This is a genomic window from Mycobacterium sp. URHD0025, from assembly GCF_000426065.1.
GTDB lineage: Bacteria > Actinomycetota > Actinomycetes > Mycobacteriales > Mycobacteriaceae > Mycobacterium.
On sequence record NZ_AUEQ01000018.1, the window covers coordinates 45,185 to 61,126 of the forward strand.

A 15,942-nucleotide genomic window follows, 5' to 3' on the forward strand; every position below is an offset into this window, starting at 1 on the left:
CACTGGCCGGCGAGTCACCTGATTCATGCTGCACAGAGACGGATTCGCCGGTTTCCGACAAGCGTTGGTGCGGGGCCACCCTCGCATTCGATTTGACGGGAAACGGTACTCCCGCGCCAGAATAGAGACCGAATCCTGCAGGCATTGTCGGCACCGGGGGGTCCGATGAAATTTGGTTGGTACGTGTTCACGCACCGCCCTGATGGTGGCGTGATGCCAATCGCCGGGTTCTGGCGCAAACGCACCGCGCTGCGGTGGGCCGAGGAACATGCCGAATCGGACGAGCGCCTTGAGGTCCGTCGTTTCGGGTGGTGGTCGGATGACACCGCCGTCCGGCGGACGGCAGTGGACCCGGCGGGCGAATCCGAGGCTCCGCCGAGCATCGACCGGCGCCAAGCTCAGCAGTGATTCCACCCAACGGTTCCACAAACCAATCAGGCCCCCTCGAAAGGGGGCCTGACTTGGGTGGCAGATGCAGGATTCGAACCTGCGTAGGCGTAAGCCGACGGATTTACAGTCCGCTCCCATTGGCCGCTCGGGCAATCTGCCTTGGTGGTGCGCCGCCCCGTTTCCGGTTTGGTGCGACTAGCAGGGTACAACGAGGATGTACCCAAGTTACAAACCGGCAGCATTTACCGAGGGAAGAGGAGGGGCGTCCAATGGCGGATTCCAGCTTCGACGTCGTCAGCAAGGTCGACCGCCAGGAGGTCGATAACGCGCTCAACCAGGCCGCCAAGGAACTGTCCACTCGGTTCGACTTCCGTGGCACCGACACCAGCATCGCCTGGAAGGGCGAAGAGGTGATCGAACTCACCTCAAGCACCGAGGAGCGCGTCAAGGCCGCGATCGACGTGTTCAAGGAGAAATTGGTCCGCCGCGACATCTCGATGAAGGCCTTCGACGTCGGCGAACCGCAGGCGAGCGGCAAGACCTACAAGGTGTCCGGCGACATCAAACAGGGCATCAGCAGCGAGCAGGCCAAGAAGATCACCAAGCTCATCCGCGACGAGGGACCCAAGGGCGTCAAGGCGCAGATCCAGGGTGACGAGATCCGGGTCAGCTCGAAGAAGCGCGACGACCTGCAGGCCGTCCAGGCACTGCTGCGCGGCGCCGATCTCGACGTGGCGCTGCAGTTCGTCAACTACCGCTGACGCAGCCGCCGAGCGTGCCCTCAGATCGCGCTTTACGACGAATCGCGATCTGAGCGCACGCTCGGCGCTTTAGGCGGTGCTCTCGGCCGCTGTCACCGTGTATCGGCTGGGCCGGTGCGCCAGGCCGTAATGGCCGCGCAGTGTCGTCGCGGTGTAGTCGGTGCGAAACAGTCCACGCCGCTGCAACAACGGCACCACCTGCTCGACGAAGTCCTCGAGACCGCCCGGCAGATACGGCGGCATGATGTTGAAACCGTCGGCCGCACCCTCGGTGAACCACAGCTCCAGGTTGTCGGCCACCTGCTCGGCGGTACCGGCGAAAGTCCGGTGCCCGCGCCCGGCACCGAGTTTGGCGATCAGCTGCCGCACGGTCAGCGATTCGCTGCCGGCCAGATCCTTGACGAGCTGATAACGGCTCTTGTTGCCGTGGATCTGCTCGATCGGCGGCAGGGTGGGCAGCGGCGCATCGAGCGGGTGGGCGGTCAGATCAACGCCGACCATCCGCGACAACTGCCGCAGCGAGTAATCCGGTGAGATGAGGTCGGTGAACTGCTGCTCCAGCTCGAGTGCGGCCTCCTCGGTGGGCCCGATGAACGGGACGATGCCGGGCAGGATCTTCACCTCGTCGGCGCTGCGGCCGAACTTCACCGCGCGCGCCTTCACGTCGCGGTAGAACGCCTTGCCGTCGGCCACCGACCGCTGCGCGGTGAAGATCGCCTCGGCATACTTCGCGGCGAAATCCCTGCCGGACTCCGAGGACCCGGCCTGCACCAGCAGCGGACGCCCCTGGGCCGAACGCGGCGTGTTCAGCGGGCCCCGCACCGTGAAGTGCTCCCCGTGGTGGTCGATCCGGTGCACTCGATCCGGATCGGCGAAAGTGCCGGTGGACTCGTCGAGGACGAGGGCATCGTCTTCCCAGCTGTCCCACAATGCCGTTGCCACATCGACGAATTCAGCGGCCCGCCGATAGCGGCCGGCATGGTCGGGTATGCCCTCGACACCGAAATTGGCGGCCTCGTCCTCACCCGCCGACGTGACGATGTTCCACCCCGCGCGGCCGCCGCTGATGTGGTCCAGCGAGGCGAAGCTGCGCGCCAGCGTGTAGGGCTCGATGTAACCGGTCGTCGCGGTGGCGATCAGGCCGACATGCTCGGTGACCAACGCCATCGCGGTCAACAACGTGATCGGTTCGAAGATCGCCTGCGTGTTGTGCTTCACGCGCGGCCCCACCGCCAGTCCGTCGGCGAAGAACACCGAATCGAGCCTGCCGCGCTCGGCCAACTGGGCCAGACGCTGGAAGTGCTTGACGTCGGTGAGGTTTCGCACATCGGTACGCTCGTGCCGCCACGCCGCTTCGTGGTGGCCGACCCCCATCAGAAATGCGTTCAGATGCAGTTGGCGTGGCAATGGTTCCCTTTCCTAGGTGGTGGTACGCCAGCCCGACAGTCGGCCCTCGATCGCCACCACGATGCCGTTGAAGACGACGCCGACGAGGGCGATGGTGACGATGCCGGCATACATGTCGGGGATCTGGAAGTTGAGCTGGGAAGCGGTGATCAGATATCCCAAACCGGCCTTGGCACCGACCATCTCGGCGGCGATGAGGACCAGGATCGAGGATGCCGCCGCCATGCGCAAACCTGTGAAGATCGTCGGCACGGCCGCCGGCAGGATCACCTTCTGGAACAGCCGGATCGGCGAAAGCCCCAGGGATCGAGCCGATTTGATCAGCAGCGGGTCGACGGTGCGCACCCCGGAGATGGTGTTGAGCAGGATCGGGAACGACGCGGCATAGATCACGAGCGCCACCTTGGAGGTCTCCCCGATGCCCAGGATCAAGATGAACACCGGGAGCAATGCGAGCGCGGCGGTGTTGCGGAACAGCTCCAGGATCGGGTTGAGGAATTCGGCGACCGGCCGGTACCAGGCGATCGCCACCCCGAGCGGAATGCTGACCGCGATCGCGATGACCAAACCGGCCAGGGCGCGCCCCAGACTGGCCGAAACATGTTCCCACAGTTGGCCGTTGTCCAAGAGTGTGAACCAGGCGCCGACCACCTCGGAGAACGGCGGCAGAAAGACCTTGTCCACCAGCCCGATCCGCGGGGCCACCTCCCACAACGCCAGAAACGCGGCGACGACCGCCGTGGGACGCAACAGACGCCACGCGAGGGTCTGCAGCCTGCGGCCGCGACGCTCGGACTCCGGTGCCACCGACGGCTCGGCCGGAATGTCCACATGCGACTCGGCGGGAGGCACCGCGATGGCGCTAGACATGTTGAACCTCCTCGGACCGGGCGCGTTCCACCTCGTGGTGCAGCAGTGACCAGATGTGGTGCCGTTGGGCCCGGAACCCCTCGCTGGAGCGGATGTCGTCGGTGCTGCGGTCGATGTCGACGTCGACGATCTTCTTGATCCGGCCGGGCCGTGACGTCAGGACCGCGACCCGCTGCCCGAGGTAGAGCGCCTCGTCGATGCCGTGGGTGATGAACAGGATGGTCTTGCCCGTCGCCTGCCAGATCCTCAGCAATTCGTCCTGCAGGGATTCGCGGGTCTGGGCATCGAGCGCGGCGAACGGCTCGTCCATCAGCAGCACTTCGGGATCGAAGGCCAGGCTGCGGGCGATCGCGACGCGCTGCTTCATACCGCCCGACAGTTCATGCGGGTAGCGGTCGGCGAAGCTCCGAAGGCCCACCAGCTCGAGATACTCCTCGGCACGCCGGCGTCGCTCCGCCGCCGGTAACCCCTTTGCCTCCAAGCCGAATTCGATGTTCTTGCGGGCGGTACGCCACGGCAGCAACGCGTACTGCTGGAAGACGATGCCACGATCCAGACCGGGCCCGGTGACAGGTGCGCCGTCGAGCAGGATCTCTCCCGATGTCGGCTGGGTCAGCCCACCGAGCAGGTCCAGCAGGGTCGACTTGCCGCAACCACTGGGCCCGACGAGCACCAGGAACTCGCCTGCCGTCACATCGATACTGATGTCCTGGATCGCCGTGAAACTGGTCTTCTCGCCGCGGATCGGGAATTGCTTGGTCACGTTGCGCAGGCGCAGCTTGGGCTGGGCGCTCTCGGCTTGGGTACTCACTTGTGTGCCAGCGCTTTCCCGTCGGGCCCGCTACCGTCGGGGTAGGTTCCGTTGGCATACGGGTTGAGCTCATTGGTGTAGAGGTCTTTGGCCTTCAGCTGCCCTTCCTTGAGCTCGCCGTTGCGCACCAGCCAGTCGATCCAGGTCTGCAGTTCGCGTTCGGCGATCACCGCGCCGGGAACCGGAATGCCTGAGCTGCGCCAGTATTCGATGGACTTCGTGTCCTCGTTGCGTTTGCGCTTGTCGATGATCTCTCGAAACTTGGCCACCACCTCGTCGCGCGGCGTCACCTGGGTCCAGCGGATGGCCCGCGCGGTGCCCTGGACGAAATCGGCCACCGCATCCCGGTTCTTGGCCAGGAAATCGTCACGCACCACAAACGTGCCGTAGCTGAAGGCCCCGAACAGTGATTTGTCGGTGAACAGCGGCCGGATCCCGCCGCGTTGCTGCGCCGTTTCCCGCCAGATCCCGTTGAGCGCCGCGACGTCGATCTGGTGCTCCCGCAACGCCTGCTCGGTGTTGACCGGCGGCACCACGGTGAGGGTCACCGTCTTGATCTCGTCGTTGGTCAGTCCCTGCTTGGCCAGCCATTCCCTGGTCAGGAATTCGTGGTGGGCACCAAGGGTGTTCATCCCGACCTTCTTGCCGATCAGGTCGCGAGCCGAGTGGATGGGGCTGTTCTCCAGCACGAAGTAGCCGGTGTATTCGCCCTCGTCGGCACCGTATGAACTGAGCACGGAGGTGATCGGCGCGCCGGCGGCGTTGAGTTTGACCACAGCGCCGTTGAATGCCTCACCCACCTCGATATCGCCGGTGGCCACGGACTGGATGTCCTGCGGCCCGCTGGTGGTGTTGCCCACCCAGTCCAGCTTGATCTTCTGGTAGTAGCCGAGGTCCTCGGCCAATTCCTGGAATCGGACCTCGCCTGCCCAGCCCTGGTAGCGCACGACGGTTTTGCCGTCCTCGGTGCGCGCCGTTCCTTCCGACGAACCACACGCGGTCAGTACCAGCACGAGCGCACTGAGCATCGCGAGCACTGAACTGAATAGGCGCATGGGCCCATGGTGGCAATGAAGCCGAAGCGGGTAACCCTTTAGCCTCGCGAAGAATCGAATACGGCTCAGGTGCCGCCGAACTGCGGCTGCAGCACAGGGGCCAGCGCCGAGAGCGGAATGTGCGCCTGCACGGTACCGCCGTCCATCGACCACTGCATCCTGGCCGGGGTGAAATCGATCGGGCTGTCGCGTCCTACCGGATAGTCCGGCATGTAGAGGATCAGCTCGTCCGGAGTCAGCGCCCAGGCCTTGTATCCGCCCGAGTACACGTTGTCGGGGGTCCAGCGATCCGGGGTGAACGGATAGGTTCCGGGCTGGTGGGGCGGCGGTGCGGCATCGAGCGCGGCGACGATGAACGGCTCACCCAGACGCGGGATCTCGGCCCGGTGATCGACGCCGGGTTTGAACAGGTCGGCCAGCTGCACCTGCCTGCCACCGGCGAACGTGAAAGTGCGGTAGGCGTCGCTGACGATGGGCGCGTTCGGATGAGAGAGAGCGTCGGTACCGACCGTCCCTGAGTACATCTCATGGAAGACCGCCGTCATCGCGTCGCCATGCTGGAAGATCTCGAACTGCTCCTCGCCGAAGCTGTCGGCGGCCATCTTCTGCGCGGCGTTGCGCCAGTTGTTCATCAGATTGGTCAGGTACTGCCTGATGACGGGGTTCTCCACCAGATCACCGGGCAGTGCCATCTTGATGTCACGAACCGCCTTTCGGTCCGAGGTCACCGACGCATGGCAGGACTGCCCATCCCATTGGGCGCCCAGTTCGTCACAGAACGATGCCGCCGACGCCCCGGCGGACGAGGCGGTCGTGACGGCCACCGCCAAAGAGCCTGCCGCCAGGACGGTGGCGCCGAACAGCTTGCCGATGAGTGTCATGGCCGGGCTCAGGCGAGTTCCACTTTGCTTGCGCGCCATTGCCCGTCGACCTTCTCCATCGTCATCTTGATGCGGCTACGGTCGATCCGCGGATCGGGAACGGTGGTGTTGGACACCGACTGGTCGACGAACAACAACACCACGACCTTGTCCTTACTGGCCGACTGCACGGCCGACTCCACCACCACGCCGTGGGCCGATGCCTTGTTGTCGATGAGCAACTGACGCAGCTGCATGCTCGACTGCGAGTACATGTCCTTGAACTCGCCGGTGGCCCCGGCCAGCACCTGGTTGAAGTTCTCGTCGACCTTGTTGGAATCGATACTCGTCAAGACCTGGGCGTAGGCCGTCGCGGTTTCCTGGGCCTGCTTCCCTGCCTGTGCCACCTGCTTCGCCTGCCACGCCTGCCACCCCAGGAAGCCGGAAAGGCCCAGAGCGGCAAGGAATATCACGAACACGGCGCCGGCGAGCACGCGCCGGCGCCATCCCGGCTTCGTCGCTGCCGCGTCGGGCTCGGCCTTCGTCTCGTCTGCGGCTTCTGGCTCGGCCTCCGCCTCGTCTGCGGCTTCCGGCTCGGCCTCCGCCTCGTCTGCGGCGTCGGGCTCCAACTCCGGCTCGGCCTCGGTGATCTCGTCAGCCGTCTGTTCGATACCGATCGCGTCATCGACGGTCTCGGTCTCGTCGGCGGTCTTCTTCTCAGTCGTCACAGTCACCGTCATCTCCTTTGGGTGAGGTTGGGTGGGTCAGCGGGGCGGTTCGATCGGCAGGGTCGGGCCGCCGTAGGGCGTGGGAATGGTGTAGCGCCCCCGAGGTGTCGGGTCGGTGGTCCGCCCGAGATCGGCTCCGGGCGGTGGACCCGCGGTGTCGTCGTCTGCCGGCCGCGGCGCGTTCTTGGCACCGCGGACCAGGACGCCCGGGTGGTCGTCACGACAGTAGGTGTACATGTAGGGCTCGGGATAGTCGGCCGCTGCCGGCGGCCGGCGCGGTGTCCCGTAGTCACAGGTGTAACGCGGGTAGATGTCAGCGGTCGCCCACAGCCCGTTGTCGTGCATGACGCTGCCGAGCGCGTCGAGCACCGAGGTGCGGTAGTTCGGGAACAACGCATTCAGCGCCGGCACCCGTAAATACAGCAATTGCGAAGTGCTGGCGAGGCTTCCGAGCAGCTGCACCATGGTGTCAGAGTTGTCGGCGAACAGGTTGTCGACGGAGTTCAGCGCGCCCGGCGTCTGATTCGTGAGGCGGCGGAAACCCTCACGCATCTGGTTCACGCCGTCGAACGTCGAGCTGAGATTGTCCGATGCCACGGCGATGCCGGCGTTCTTCTCCGACAGCATGTTGAACACCACGCGGCTGTTCCGCAACACGCTCACCGTCTCGGGCAGCACCGAATCCAAAGTCGACAGCAGGAATGTGCCGCCGTCGATGACGTCGGCCAGCTTGCGCGGACCGGCCTGCGACATGCTCAGTTCCTTGCGGATCACCTCGAGCTTGTCGACGTCGACCTGGGCCAGCGCACCGTCGGCGTCGGCAAGCAGTTGAGCCAGGCTGACCGGCACCGTGGCCTTGCCCAGGCCGATCACACTGCCGTCGGCGAGAAACGGCCCGTCGGCAGAGTCCGCCGCGAAATCGATGTACTGCTCACCGGCCGGGGACAACCCGGACACCCGCACATCGCTGGACTTCGGGATGGACACCGCCGAATTGACGTTGACAACCGCCTGGACCCCGGTGGGCGTGATGTTCAGCCGCTCCACTCGCCCGACCCGCACGCCGCGCAACGTGACGTCCTGATTGGGCAGCAGGCCTGCCGATTCCGGCAGTTCGATGGTGATCCGGTAGCTGGAATCGAACGGCGTGACCCGAAGCGCCCCGATCATCAGGTAGGCGCCGGCCACCACCAGAGTCATCACCAGCGCGCCGGCCGAAAGCCAGGCGCGGCGCCGGTATCCGGCCCGGACCACGCCGACGACGAAGTCTGCGAGTGCGTTGATCATCGCGGCGCCTCCGCCGGTGCCGCCGGTGGCGGAACCTCTGCAGGACCGGCCGGCGGTGCCGCCGGAGGAGCCTCAGGCGCCGGAACGACCTCACCGGGCTCGGTCGGACTCGGGATCACCGGCATCTGCGGCACCGACGGGCCGCGCCCGACAACCCGCTCCTGCAGCCGCAGCAACGTGTATTGCAATGAGCCGACCAGTTGATGCCAGTTGTAGCGCTTGGGGCCGTGCAGGCCCGGATCACCGGCGAACCCGATATCGGGAATCGACCCGAGAATCAGCCGGTCTATGCTGGCGCGCACCGAAAGACCGCTGCCGGACGTCGCTTTCACCAACGGCGGCATCAGCCGATTGAGCGAATACAGCGAGGCATCCGGAGCCAGCGCCACGTCGTTCCAGGCTCCCGCCACCTTGTCGGCATCGGCGATCACGCTGCGCCCGCTGGTATCGGTGCCCGCCACCGACGGGAACTTGCGCAACTGCGCCGAGGTATCGCCGATCTGGGTGATCAGATCCGCGATCTGGGTGGTGTGCTCGGCGAGCGTGTCGGTCGCCGGTGCGGCCGCGTCCATCAGCTCGCTGACGGTCTGGTTCTTGTCCTCGAGCTGTTGCAACAGCCGTGACGTTTCGGACATCGCGGTCGAAAGCTGGTCGGAGCGCGCGTTCAGGGTGCCCAGCGTGTGGTTGGTCTTCGAGATCAGACTGCCGAAGGCCTGGCCCTGATCACCGGTGGCCTTGCCCAGACCGTTGATGATGTTGGTGAAGTTGCGCACCGCTCCACCGTTCACCAGGACCGCGGCCGAGCCCAGCAGCGATTCCACGGTCGCGGCGGCCCGGGTGTCGTCCAGACCGATGGTGTCGCCGTCCTTGAGCAGCGGGGCGTTCGGGTCGACCGGGCTCGGCGGCCTCACCGAGACGAACACATCGCCCAGCGGTGTGGCCGAACGCAATTCGGCGGTGGTACCGCGAGGCAGCCGGACACCGTCCATGATGCGCAGGGTGGTCACGGCGGTGTAGTTGCTGGCCACCATCGACTCGAGCTCGCCCACGTCAGCACCCGCCAGCTTCACCTTGGCATTGGCCGGCAGGTTCAAGGCGTTGGAGAACACCGCGGTCAGCTGATAACCACCGGAGCCCACCCCGGGAGCGGGCAACGGCAGGCTGGCCAGGCCTTCGGAGGCACATCCAGAAATGGTCAGACAGGCCGTCATCACCAGGGGCAGAACGTATTTGCGTAATGGCTTGTTCATCGCTGGTTTCTTCATCGCCGGCTTGTTCATCGCTGCCCCATCGCCGCCATGCCGTCGAGCATGTAGGAAAGCCCGAAGTCGGGACCGAAGTCCTGCACCGTTCCGGTGCTACACCCCAACTGCCGCAGCCCCATCATGTTGCAGACCTCTTTGACGGTCTGAGAGTCGAACAGCACCTTGTCCACCAGGACGTGGGCCCGGGCCGAGCCGTTCTTCTGGTCGACGATGTTGTAGATGTTGTCCAGCGTCATGGGCGCCAGGTCGAGAAACTCAGCCAGCTCCCGCCGTTGGTCCACCGTCGTGGTCAGCGCGGTATTACCGTTCTGGACAATCTGTTTCACCTCGTCGCGATGGGTCTGCAACACCTCGCCCACCTGGGTGATGACCTGGTTGATCTTCTTGCCCGTGGTTCCGCTGCCGAAGTTCTCGTCGGCCAGGATCTGGCTGAGCTGACGTACCGTCGAACCGAATTCCCGCAGCGTGGCGTCGTTGCGCGCAGCGGCGTCGAACAGTGAGCTCAGATTGCGCACGATCGTGGTGAGCTGATCGCGGGTGACGGCCCCGCGATCGGAACTGAGCCGCAACGCGTCCGACAATTCACCGAGGGCGTCCTTCATCTGCTGACCGTTGCCATCGGCGATGGCCGCACTGGCGTTGACGACATCGGCGAGCGGCCCGTTGCCCTTGCCGTCGCCCTTCAACGACGAGGACAGCTTGTCCAATACGTCGAGCACCCGGGCGAACTCGACGGGGGTCTTGGTGCGGTTCAAGCCGATGGTGTCGTGATTCTGCAGGGTCGGCCCACCGCGGTAGGCCGGTGTGAGTTCGATCTGGCGGTCGGTGAGGATCGAGTTGGAGATGGTGACCGCCTGTGCGTCGGCAGGCACCGAGACGTCCTTGTCTACCGTGAACTCGACCTCGACGTAGTTGCCCTTGGGCGTGATCTTGTTGACGCGGCCCACCTGCATACCCAGGACCGCGACCGTGTTGCCCTCGTAAAGGCCGGCGGCATTGTCGAATTGGGCCGTCACCGTGATGGTGTTGGTCCGGTCCTTCACGAACCACCAGCCGGCCCCGGCCACCGCGGCGATCAGCACCGCACCGGCGACGCACAGCACGAGGACCCTGCTCGTCAACACTCTCATTGGCAGTCCTTGTAGTACTGGATCATGTTGAACTGCTTGGCTCTGCCACTGATCGCACACATCCAGGAATCGATCAGCAGCCCGTTGCCGACGTGCATCTCCCCCGCGTTGCCGTTGCCGGTGGCATTCGCGAGCCCCCGCAGCGCGACCGGACCCGACTGCAGCGTGCTGCGCAGCAGATCGTCATGCTGGCCCAGCATGTTGGACAGATCGCGGAGGTTGACGAGCAACTGCTCGAGCTGAGGCCTGTCGTCGACCACGATGCCGGTGAGGGTCTGGACCAGATTGGTCAGAGCCGCCAGCATGGCCTGAAATGACTCCCGCCGCATGACGAATTCACCGACCAGGTCATTGCCCTGGTTGACCAGGTTGCCGATCGTGGCTTGCTGGCGACGCAGCGTATTGCCGACCACATCGGTGGTTTCCAGCAGGGACCCCAGCTGATCGCGCCGGTCGGCGATGATGGTCGCCAGTGTGTGGGTGTTCTGCAGGGCCTTGGGAACCACCGCCGGCAGGCCCTCCATCTGCTTGCCGAGGATGCCCAGAGTCTGGGCGAACTTGTCGGAGTCGACCTGTTCGAAGGTGGTGGTGACGTCGCCCAGCGCCTCCTGCAGGTCGTAGGGCACCTCGGTGTTGCTGAGTTCGAAGGTGTTGTCCGGCAACGAACCCGAGCCCGCGGGCTGCAGGGCCAGGTAGCGCGAGCCCAAGATCGTGGTGATCTTGATGACGGCCCGGGAATCCTTTCCGAGCGGAACATCGTCGCGCACCTTGAGTTTGGCCTCGACGTGATCGCCGGCCAGCTTCATGCTCCTGACCTCGCCCACGGGCATACCGGCAACGGTGATCGGGTTGCCCGCCTTGAGCGCGGCGGCCTGCTGGAACAGTGCCGTGTACTGCCGGTAGCCGACATCGGCGACCTTGACGATCAGCATCGCCCCGATCAGCACCGACACCACGGCGATCGCGATGATCCCGAGCCAGGTCCGGTTGTAACTCTCCAGCGGACGGCGCCGCTTCTTCGGCTTCCTCGACTTCTTCGGCGCCGCCGGCGTCTCGGCTTTCATCGATTGCTCAACCATTGGCCATGTTCCTGCATTTGGGTGTGTACGCCGCCTTGTTCCCCGGCGTGGCCGCGTCGACGATGATCGGCGTGACGTCGTTGAGGCCGGGGAAGAATCCCGTCGCATTCAGGTCGCACGCATATGTCGTGGCGTAGGCGCCCTCGTTGGTCATCCGGGCGAATCCCTTGAGCAGCAGCGGCAGGTTCGCGCCGGTGAACGCCAGCTGCGGTTCGATCCCCACCATGTGCGAGACGAACCCGGGCTCGCGCGTGACGAGCTGGTTCAGCGACGGATACACCTGATCGCTGATGGTCGACAGCTGGCGCACCACCTTGGAGATCGAGCCGAGCGAGTCCACCATCTCGGGCCGCCGGGCGTCGAAGGTGGAGACCATTCCCCGGGTTTGGGTGATCACCTGATCGAGGCTGTCGTTGTGCTGCGCCAGATTCTTGGCCACCGCGTTCAGATTGTTGATCACCTCACCGAGTTCCTGGTCCCGGCCGGCGAAGGAATCGGTCAGCTGCGCGGTCTGGTCGACGAGCGCGACGATGGAGGCGTTGTCGCCCTGCAGCGAGGCGATCACACCTTTGGTGAGGTTGTCGGCATCGCGCGGGTTGAGCACGCTGAACAGTGGTTCGTAGCCGTTGAGCAGGGTGCCGACGTCGAACGACGGATCGGTCTGTTCGACCGGGATGACGCTGCCGGCCGGAAGCGGGCCCGGATCACCGATATTGCCCAGCGACAGGCCGAGATAACGCTGCCCGACGATGTTCTGGTAGGTCACCGAGGCGGCGGTCCGGCCGTACATGGGCTGGTTGTCCTGCACCACGAACGACACCTTGGCCAGCGCGCCCTGCAGTTCGATCTTCTCGACACGCCCGACCCGCACCCCGGCCATCCGGACATCGTCGCCCTCGCGCAAGCCGAACACATCGGAGAACAAGGCGGCGTACGGCACGGTCCTGCCTGCCACGTCACGGCGCAGCGTGACGTACACCAGCCAGGTCAGACCCAGTGCGACCACCATGAACAGTGAGAGGCCGATCATTGCACCGCGGTACTTCATCGGCCTCCCTCTCCTGGAACAGGTTGTGCGGCAGCGGGTGCGGCCTCGGCGGGCAGCAGCGGGCCGCCCGGTGCGGGAGCCGATCCGGGTACCGAGGCCGCCGGGGGCGCGCCGGCCGGCCGAGGCGCCACCGGAGCGAGCGGCGACAGCGGCACGGGCGGCGGCGGCGTCGGCATCAGCGCGGGATTCGCCGTTCCCGGCACCGGTCCGGACGGCGGCATCCACGGCGGCAGCGGCGGATTCGGGTCGGCCAGGTTGGGGTTCGGGTTGACCAGCGGAGGGCCGACGGCGACCAGGTTGCCGTTGGCTCCCAGTGCCGTTCCGGGTGGTGGGGCCAGATCTGCCGGCGGCTGAAAGTTCTCCGGCAACAGCACATCCGGCAGCGATGGCCGGGTGGGGACCAGCGGAGCGGTGAAGCAGCTCGGCCCCTTGAGCCCGGAATACTGCGGGCAGTCGGCACGGGTGTAGGCGTAGCTCGGCGTCAGCGACAGGTTCACCCGCATGTTGCCGAAGTCATGTTCGGGTATCCAGACGTGCTCGAAGAACTTGCCGGACAACTGATTGAGCTTCACAAAGGCCGGCACCCAATTGTTGGAGGTGTCGGCCAGCACTCCCAGAACCGGCGTCAGGTTCGCGGTGGTCTTGACCAGTTGGTCGGTGTGGTTGTCCAGCGCCGTGTGCGTCGTACCCACGGTGTTGATCCCGCCGTTGATCATCGTGTTCAGCTGTGACCGTTGCTCGACCAGGGTCTGCATCGGCTGCACCGCCTTGTGCAGGGCGTCGAGGAGATCCGGCGCGGTCTGCTGCAGCCCCTGGGTCGCATCGATCAGCGCCGAGACCGTGGTCGAGTCGGGTTCGCTGGCCACCACCGCATCGAGCTGATCGATCAGCCGGTTCAATTGCGCTCCGCTGGTGAGTAATTCGTTGCGCCGGTTCTCGGTCGCGGCGTTCACCGCGGCCAGGATGCCCACGGTCTTGTCCTCGCGTCCACGCCCGGTGGCGGCCAGTACGTCGCGCAGCTTGCTGATCGTGGTCTGGAACAACACCGTCGGAAGCTCGGTGTCCTCGGGGATCTGGGCGCCCGCGGCGATCGGCGAGCTTGCCGTCCCATCGGCGGGGTCGACGAGTTGCACCGAGGACACCGCGAAGACGTTGCTGGGCACCACACGCGCGGTCACCGTGTTCGGGATGGACGCCGCATATTCGGGTTTGAGGTCGATATGCACGAAGTTGGGATCGCCGTTGGCGGCCGGGAAGACGTCGTCGACCATCCCGACGAGGACGCCGTGGTACTTCACGTCGGACCGCTGGGGCAGACCGTCACCGACATTGACCAGCGCGGCCACCACCGGCACCCGGGCATCGAGCCGCCCGGTCGCCTTCACCAGCAAGACAGTCGAAACCAGTGCTGCCACAACGAGAACCGCCGCGCCGCAGGCGATCAGCTGACGGTCGGACGGGCCCCGCCCATCGGTCTCCAGCGAATTACCCATCTAACCGCCGAACCTCGCTCCTGAATCGACCGTCCACAGGGCCATGGTGAGCAGCATGTTGACGATGATCACCACGGTGATGCTGGCCCGCATGGCATGACCGGCAGCCACACCGACACCCACCGGCCCACCCGAGGCGTAGAACCCGTAGTAGCACTGCACGGTGGAGGCGATCCAGACGAAGATGACCGCCTTGAGCACCGAGTAGAGGATGTCCTGGCCGGACAGCATGAGGCTGAAATAGTGCAGATAGGAGCCGCTGGAGCCACCGCTGATCAAGTAGACGACCACCTGGGTGGTCAGATAACTCACCGCGAGGCACAAGGCGTAGAGCGGAACCACCGCGACCACCGCGGCCATCAGCCGTGTGGTGACCAGATACGGGATCGGGCGGATGGCGATGGAATCGAGCGCGTCGATCTCCTCGGCGATGCGCATCGAGCCCAACTGTGCGGTGAACCGGCAACCGGCCTGGGTCGCGAAAGCGAGTGAGGCGGCGATCGGCGCCAGCTCACGCGTGTTCACCAGGGACGAGATGATGCCGGTGGCCGGCCCAAGCCCGAGCAGATCGAGGAAGTTGTATCCCTCGATGCCGACGAGTGCACCCACGGTGATGCCCAGCACCACCGCCACCCCGACGGTTCCGCCGCCGACCACGAGTGAGCCGTTGCCCCAGGCGATGTCGGAGAGCAGCCGGACGAATTCGCCGCGATAGTGGCGCAACGCGATGGGCACAGCCGTCAATGCCCGGACGAAGAACACCATCATGTGGCCCAGGCGCATCACCGGCTTGGAGACCCGCTTGTACAGCCGGACCCACGGTCCGAGCAGCGGTGGGACGAAAGTCGATGCCGTCATGTCACAGCCCGACTCGGGGGAACAACATGATGTAGAGCTGGCTGATCGCCACGTTGACCACCATCAGCAACAGGATCGACTCGACCACCGCCGCGTTCACGGAGTTCGCGACGCCGGTCGGGCCGCCCTTGGTCGACAGCCCCTTCTGGCACGACACCACGGCCACGATGGCACCGAAGATCACCGCCTTCAACAGCGCAACGATCATGTCGCCGGTCGTGGCGAACGAGGCGAAGGTTGCCACGAAGCTGCCGGGGGCGCCGTTCTGGAAGTAGACGTTGAACAGGAAGCTCGCCAGGAAGCCGACGAAACAGACCACGCCGGTGAGCGCGACGCCGATCATGATCGCGGCGACGAAGCGCGGCACCACCAACCGCTGAATCACCGAGACGCCCATGACCTCCATGGCATCGGTTTCCTCGCGCATGGTCCGCGAACCCAGATCGGCGGTGATCGCCGACCCGACCGCTGCGGCCATGAGAACGGCCGCGACCAGCGAGGCGGCCTGCCGGATCACGGCCAGGCCACTGGCCGCACCGGCCAGTGACGTCGCACCGACCTGCCCGGCCAGCAGGGCGAACTGAATAGAAAGGGTGACGCCGATCGGCAGGGCCACCAACACGGTGGGAAGCACGGCCGTACCTGCCATGAAGGCGCCCTGGCGGACGAACTCCTGCCATTGGAAGCGACCCGTGACAAGGTCGAGGAAGAGAATCTGGACGGTCCGGACTCCGAGCACGAACTGGTCCCCCACCGTGGTGAGCGACGCCAGCGGATGACGCCTGACATAGCCGGTGGCCCAGTTCTCGATGGCGTCGATTCCCCGCTCCGGTTCGACCCCATCAGACACGCTCTCGGGCGGCGCCGTCATCCTCTCTCATTAAGCAGCAGACCAGACAA

At 65.4% G+C, this 15,942-nt stretch carries 16 protein-coding genes and 1 tRNA gene; 2 read left to right on the plus strand and 15 right to left on the minus strand.

All coding sequences use genetic code 11. The features are described 5' to 3' along the window. Positions 1-213: 213 nt before the first annotated feature. Entirely contained in the window at positions 214-408 is a 195-nt protein-coding gene (locus tag H977_RS0125915) for a hypothetical protein (protein WP_155946834.1), read from the plus strand. A gap of 58 nt (positions 409-466) precedes the next feature. Here H977_RS0125915 and H977_RS0125920 read toward each other — a convergent pair. Further along, positions 467-549 (minus strand) — tRNA-Tyr (locus tag H977_RS0125920). A gap of 110 nt (positions 550-659) precedes the next feature. Here H977_RS0125920 and H977_RS0125925 point away from each other — a divergent pair. Further along, a complete protein-coding gene (locus tag H977_RS0125925) occupies positions 660-1,151 on the plus strand; it encodes a YajQ family cyclic di-GMP-binding protein (protein ID WP_029110587.1) in 492 nt (163 codons plus the stop codon). A gap of 69 nt (positions 1,152-1,220) precedes the next feature. Here the strand turns inward: H977_RS0125925 and H977_RS0125930 are convergent, their stop codons facing one another. From H977_RS0125930 to H977_RS0125995, 14 genes are all read right to left on the minus strand, one after another. Beyond that, positions 1,221-2,558, minus strand: coding sequence for an LLM class flavin-dependent oxidoreductase (locus H977_RS0125930; RefSeq protein WP_029110588.1), 1,338 nt, complete (start codon positions 2,556-2,558; stop codon positions 1,221-1,223). 12 nt (positions 2,559-2,570) lie between these two features. Continuing rightward, complete coding sequence (locus H977_RS0125935) at positions 2,571-3,428, minus strand: ABC transporter permease (protein WP_029110589.1); 858 nt, start codon at positions 3,426-3,428, stop codon at positions 2,571-2,573. Next, complete coding sequence (locus tag H977_RS0125940; RefSeq protein ID WP_029110590.1) at positions 3,421-4,239, minus strand: ABC transporter ATP-binding protein; 819 nt, start codon at positions 4,237-4,239, stop codon at positions 3,421-3,423. Before H977_RS0125940 ends, H977_RS0125935 begins: the two co-directional genes overlap by 8 nt. Further along, a complete protein-coding gene (locus H977_RS0125945) occupies positions 4,236-5,267 on the minus strand; it encodes an ABC transporter substrate-binding protein (protein WP_231396065.1) in 1,032 nt (343 codons plus the stop codon). The genes H977_RS0125940 and H977_RS0125945 overlap by 4 nt, the downstream gene beginning before the upstream one ends. Positions 5,268-5,359: 92 nt before the next feature. Beyond that, a complete protein-coding gene (locus H977_RS0125950) occupies positions 5,360-6,175 on the minus strand; it encodes a DUF3298 domain-containing protein (RefSeq protein WP_036477255.1) in 816 nt (271 codons plus the stop codon). Positions 6,176-6,183: 8 nt separating this feature from the next. Continuing rightward, entirely contained in the window at positions 6,184-6,894 is a 711-nt protein-coding gene (locus tag H977_RS0125955; RefSeq protein WP_029110593.1) for an Rv1363c family protein, read from the minus strand. 24 nt (positions 6,895-6,918) lie between these two features. Then, positions 6,919-8,169, minus strand: a complete 1,251-nt coding sequence (locus H977_RS0125960) for an MlaD family protein (RefSeq protein ID WP_029110594.1) — start codon at positions 8,167-8,169, stop codon at positions 6,919-6,921. Beyond that, positions 8,166-9,419, minus strand: a complete 1,254-nt coding sequence (locus H977_RS0125965; RefSeq protein WP_029110595.1) for an MCE family protein — start codon at positions 9,417-9,419, stop codon at positions 8,166-8,168. Before H977_RS0125965 ends, H977_RS0125960 begins: the two co-directional genes overlap by 4 nt. A gap of 26 nt (positions 9,420-9,445) precedes the next feature. Continuing rightward, complete coding sequence (locus tag H977_RS0125970) at positions 9,446-10,564, minus strand: MCE family protein (protein WP_029110596.1); 1,119 nt, start codon at positions 10,562-10,564, stop codon at positions 9,446-9,448. Further along, positions 10,561-11,643: an MlaD family protein gene (locus tag H977_RS0125975; protein ID WP_353589237.1), complete on the minus strand. Its 1,083-nt coding sequence runs from the start codon at positions 11,641-11,643 to the stop codon at positions 10,561-10,563. The genes H977_RS0125970 and H977_RS0125975 overlap by 4 nt, the downstream gene beginning before the upstream one ends. Then, on the minus strand, positions 11,636-12,691 hold the full coding sequence (locus H977_RS0125980; RefSeq protein WP_029110598.1) for an MlaD family protein: 1,056 nt from the start codon (positions 12,689-12,691) through the stop codon (positions 11,636-11,638). Before H977_RS0125980 ends, H977_RS0125975 begins: the two co-directional genes overlap by 8 nt. Beyond that, positions 12,688-14,184 carry an MlaD family protein gene (locus tag H977_RS33945; RefSeq protein WP_036477261.1) on the minus strand — a complete coding sequence of 499 codons (1,497 nt, stop codon included), beginning with the start codon at positions 14,182-14,184 and terminating at the stop codon, positions 12,688-12,690. The genes H977_RS0125980 and H977_RS33945 overlap by 4 nt, the downstream gene beginning before the upstream one ends. Beyond that, entirely contained in the window at positions 14,185-15,042 is an 858-nt protein-coding gene (locus H977_RS0125990; protein WP_029110599.1) for an MlaE family ABC transporter permease, read from the minus strand. It abuts the gene before it with no gap. A 1-nt stretch (position 15,043) separates the two neighbouring features. After that, positions 15,044-15,913, minus strand: coding sequence for an MlaE family ABC transporter permease (locus H977_RS0125995; RefSeq protein WP_029110600.1), 870 nt, complete (start codon positions 15,911-15,913; stop codon positions 15,044-15,046). Between the last annotated feature and the right edge of the window lie 29 nt (positions 15,914-15,942).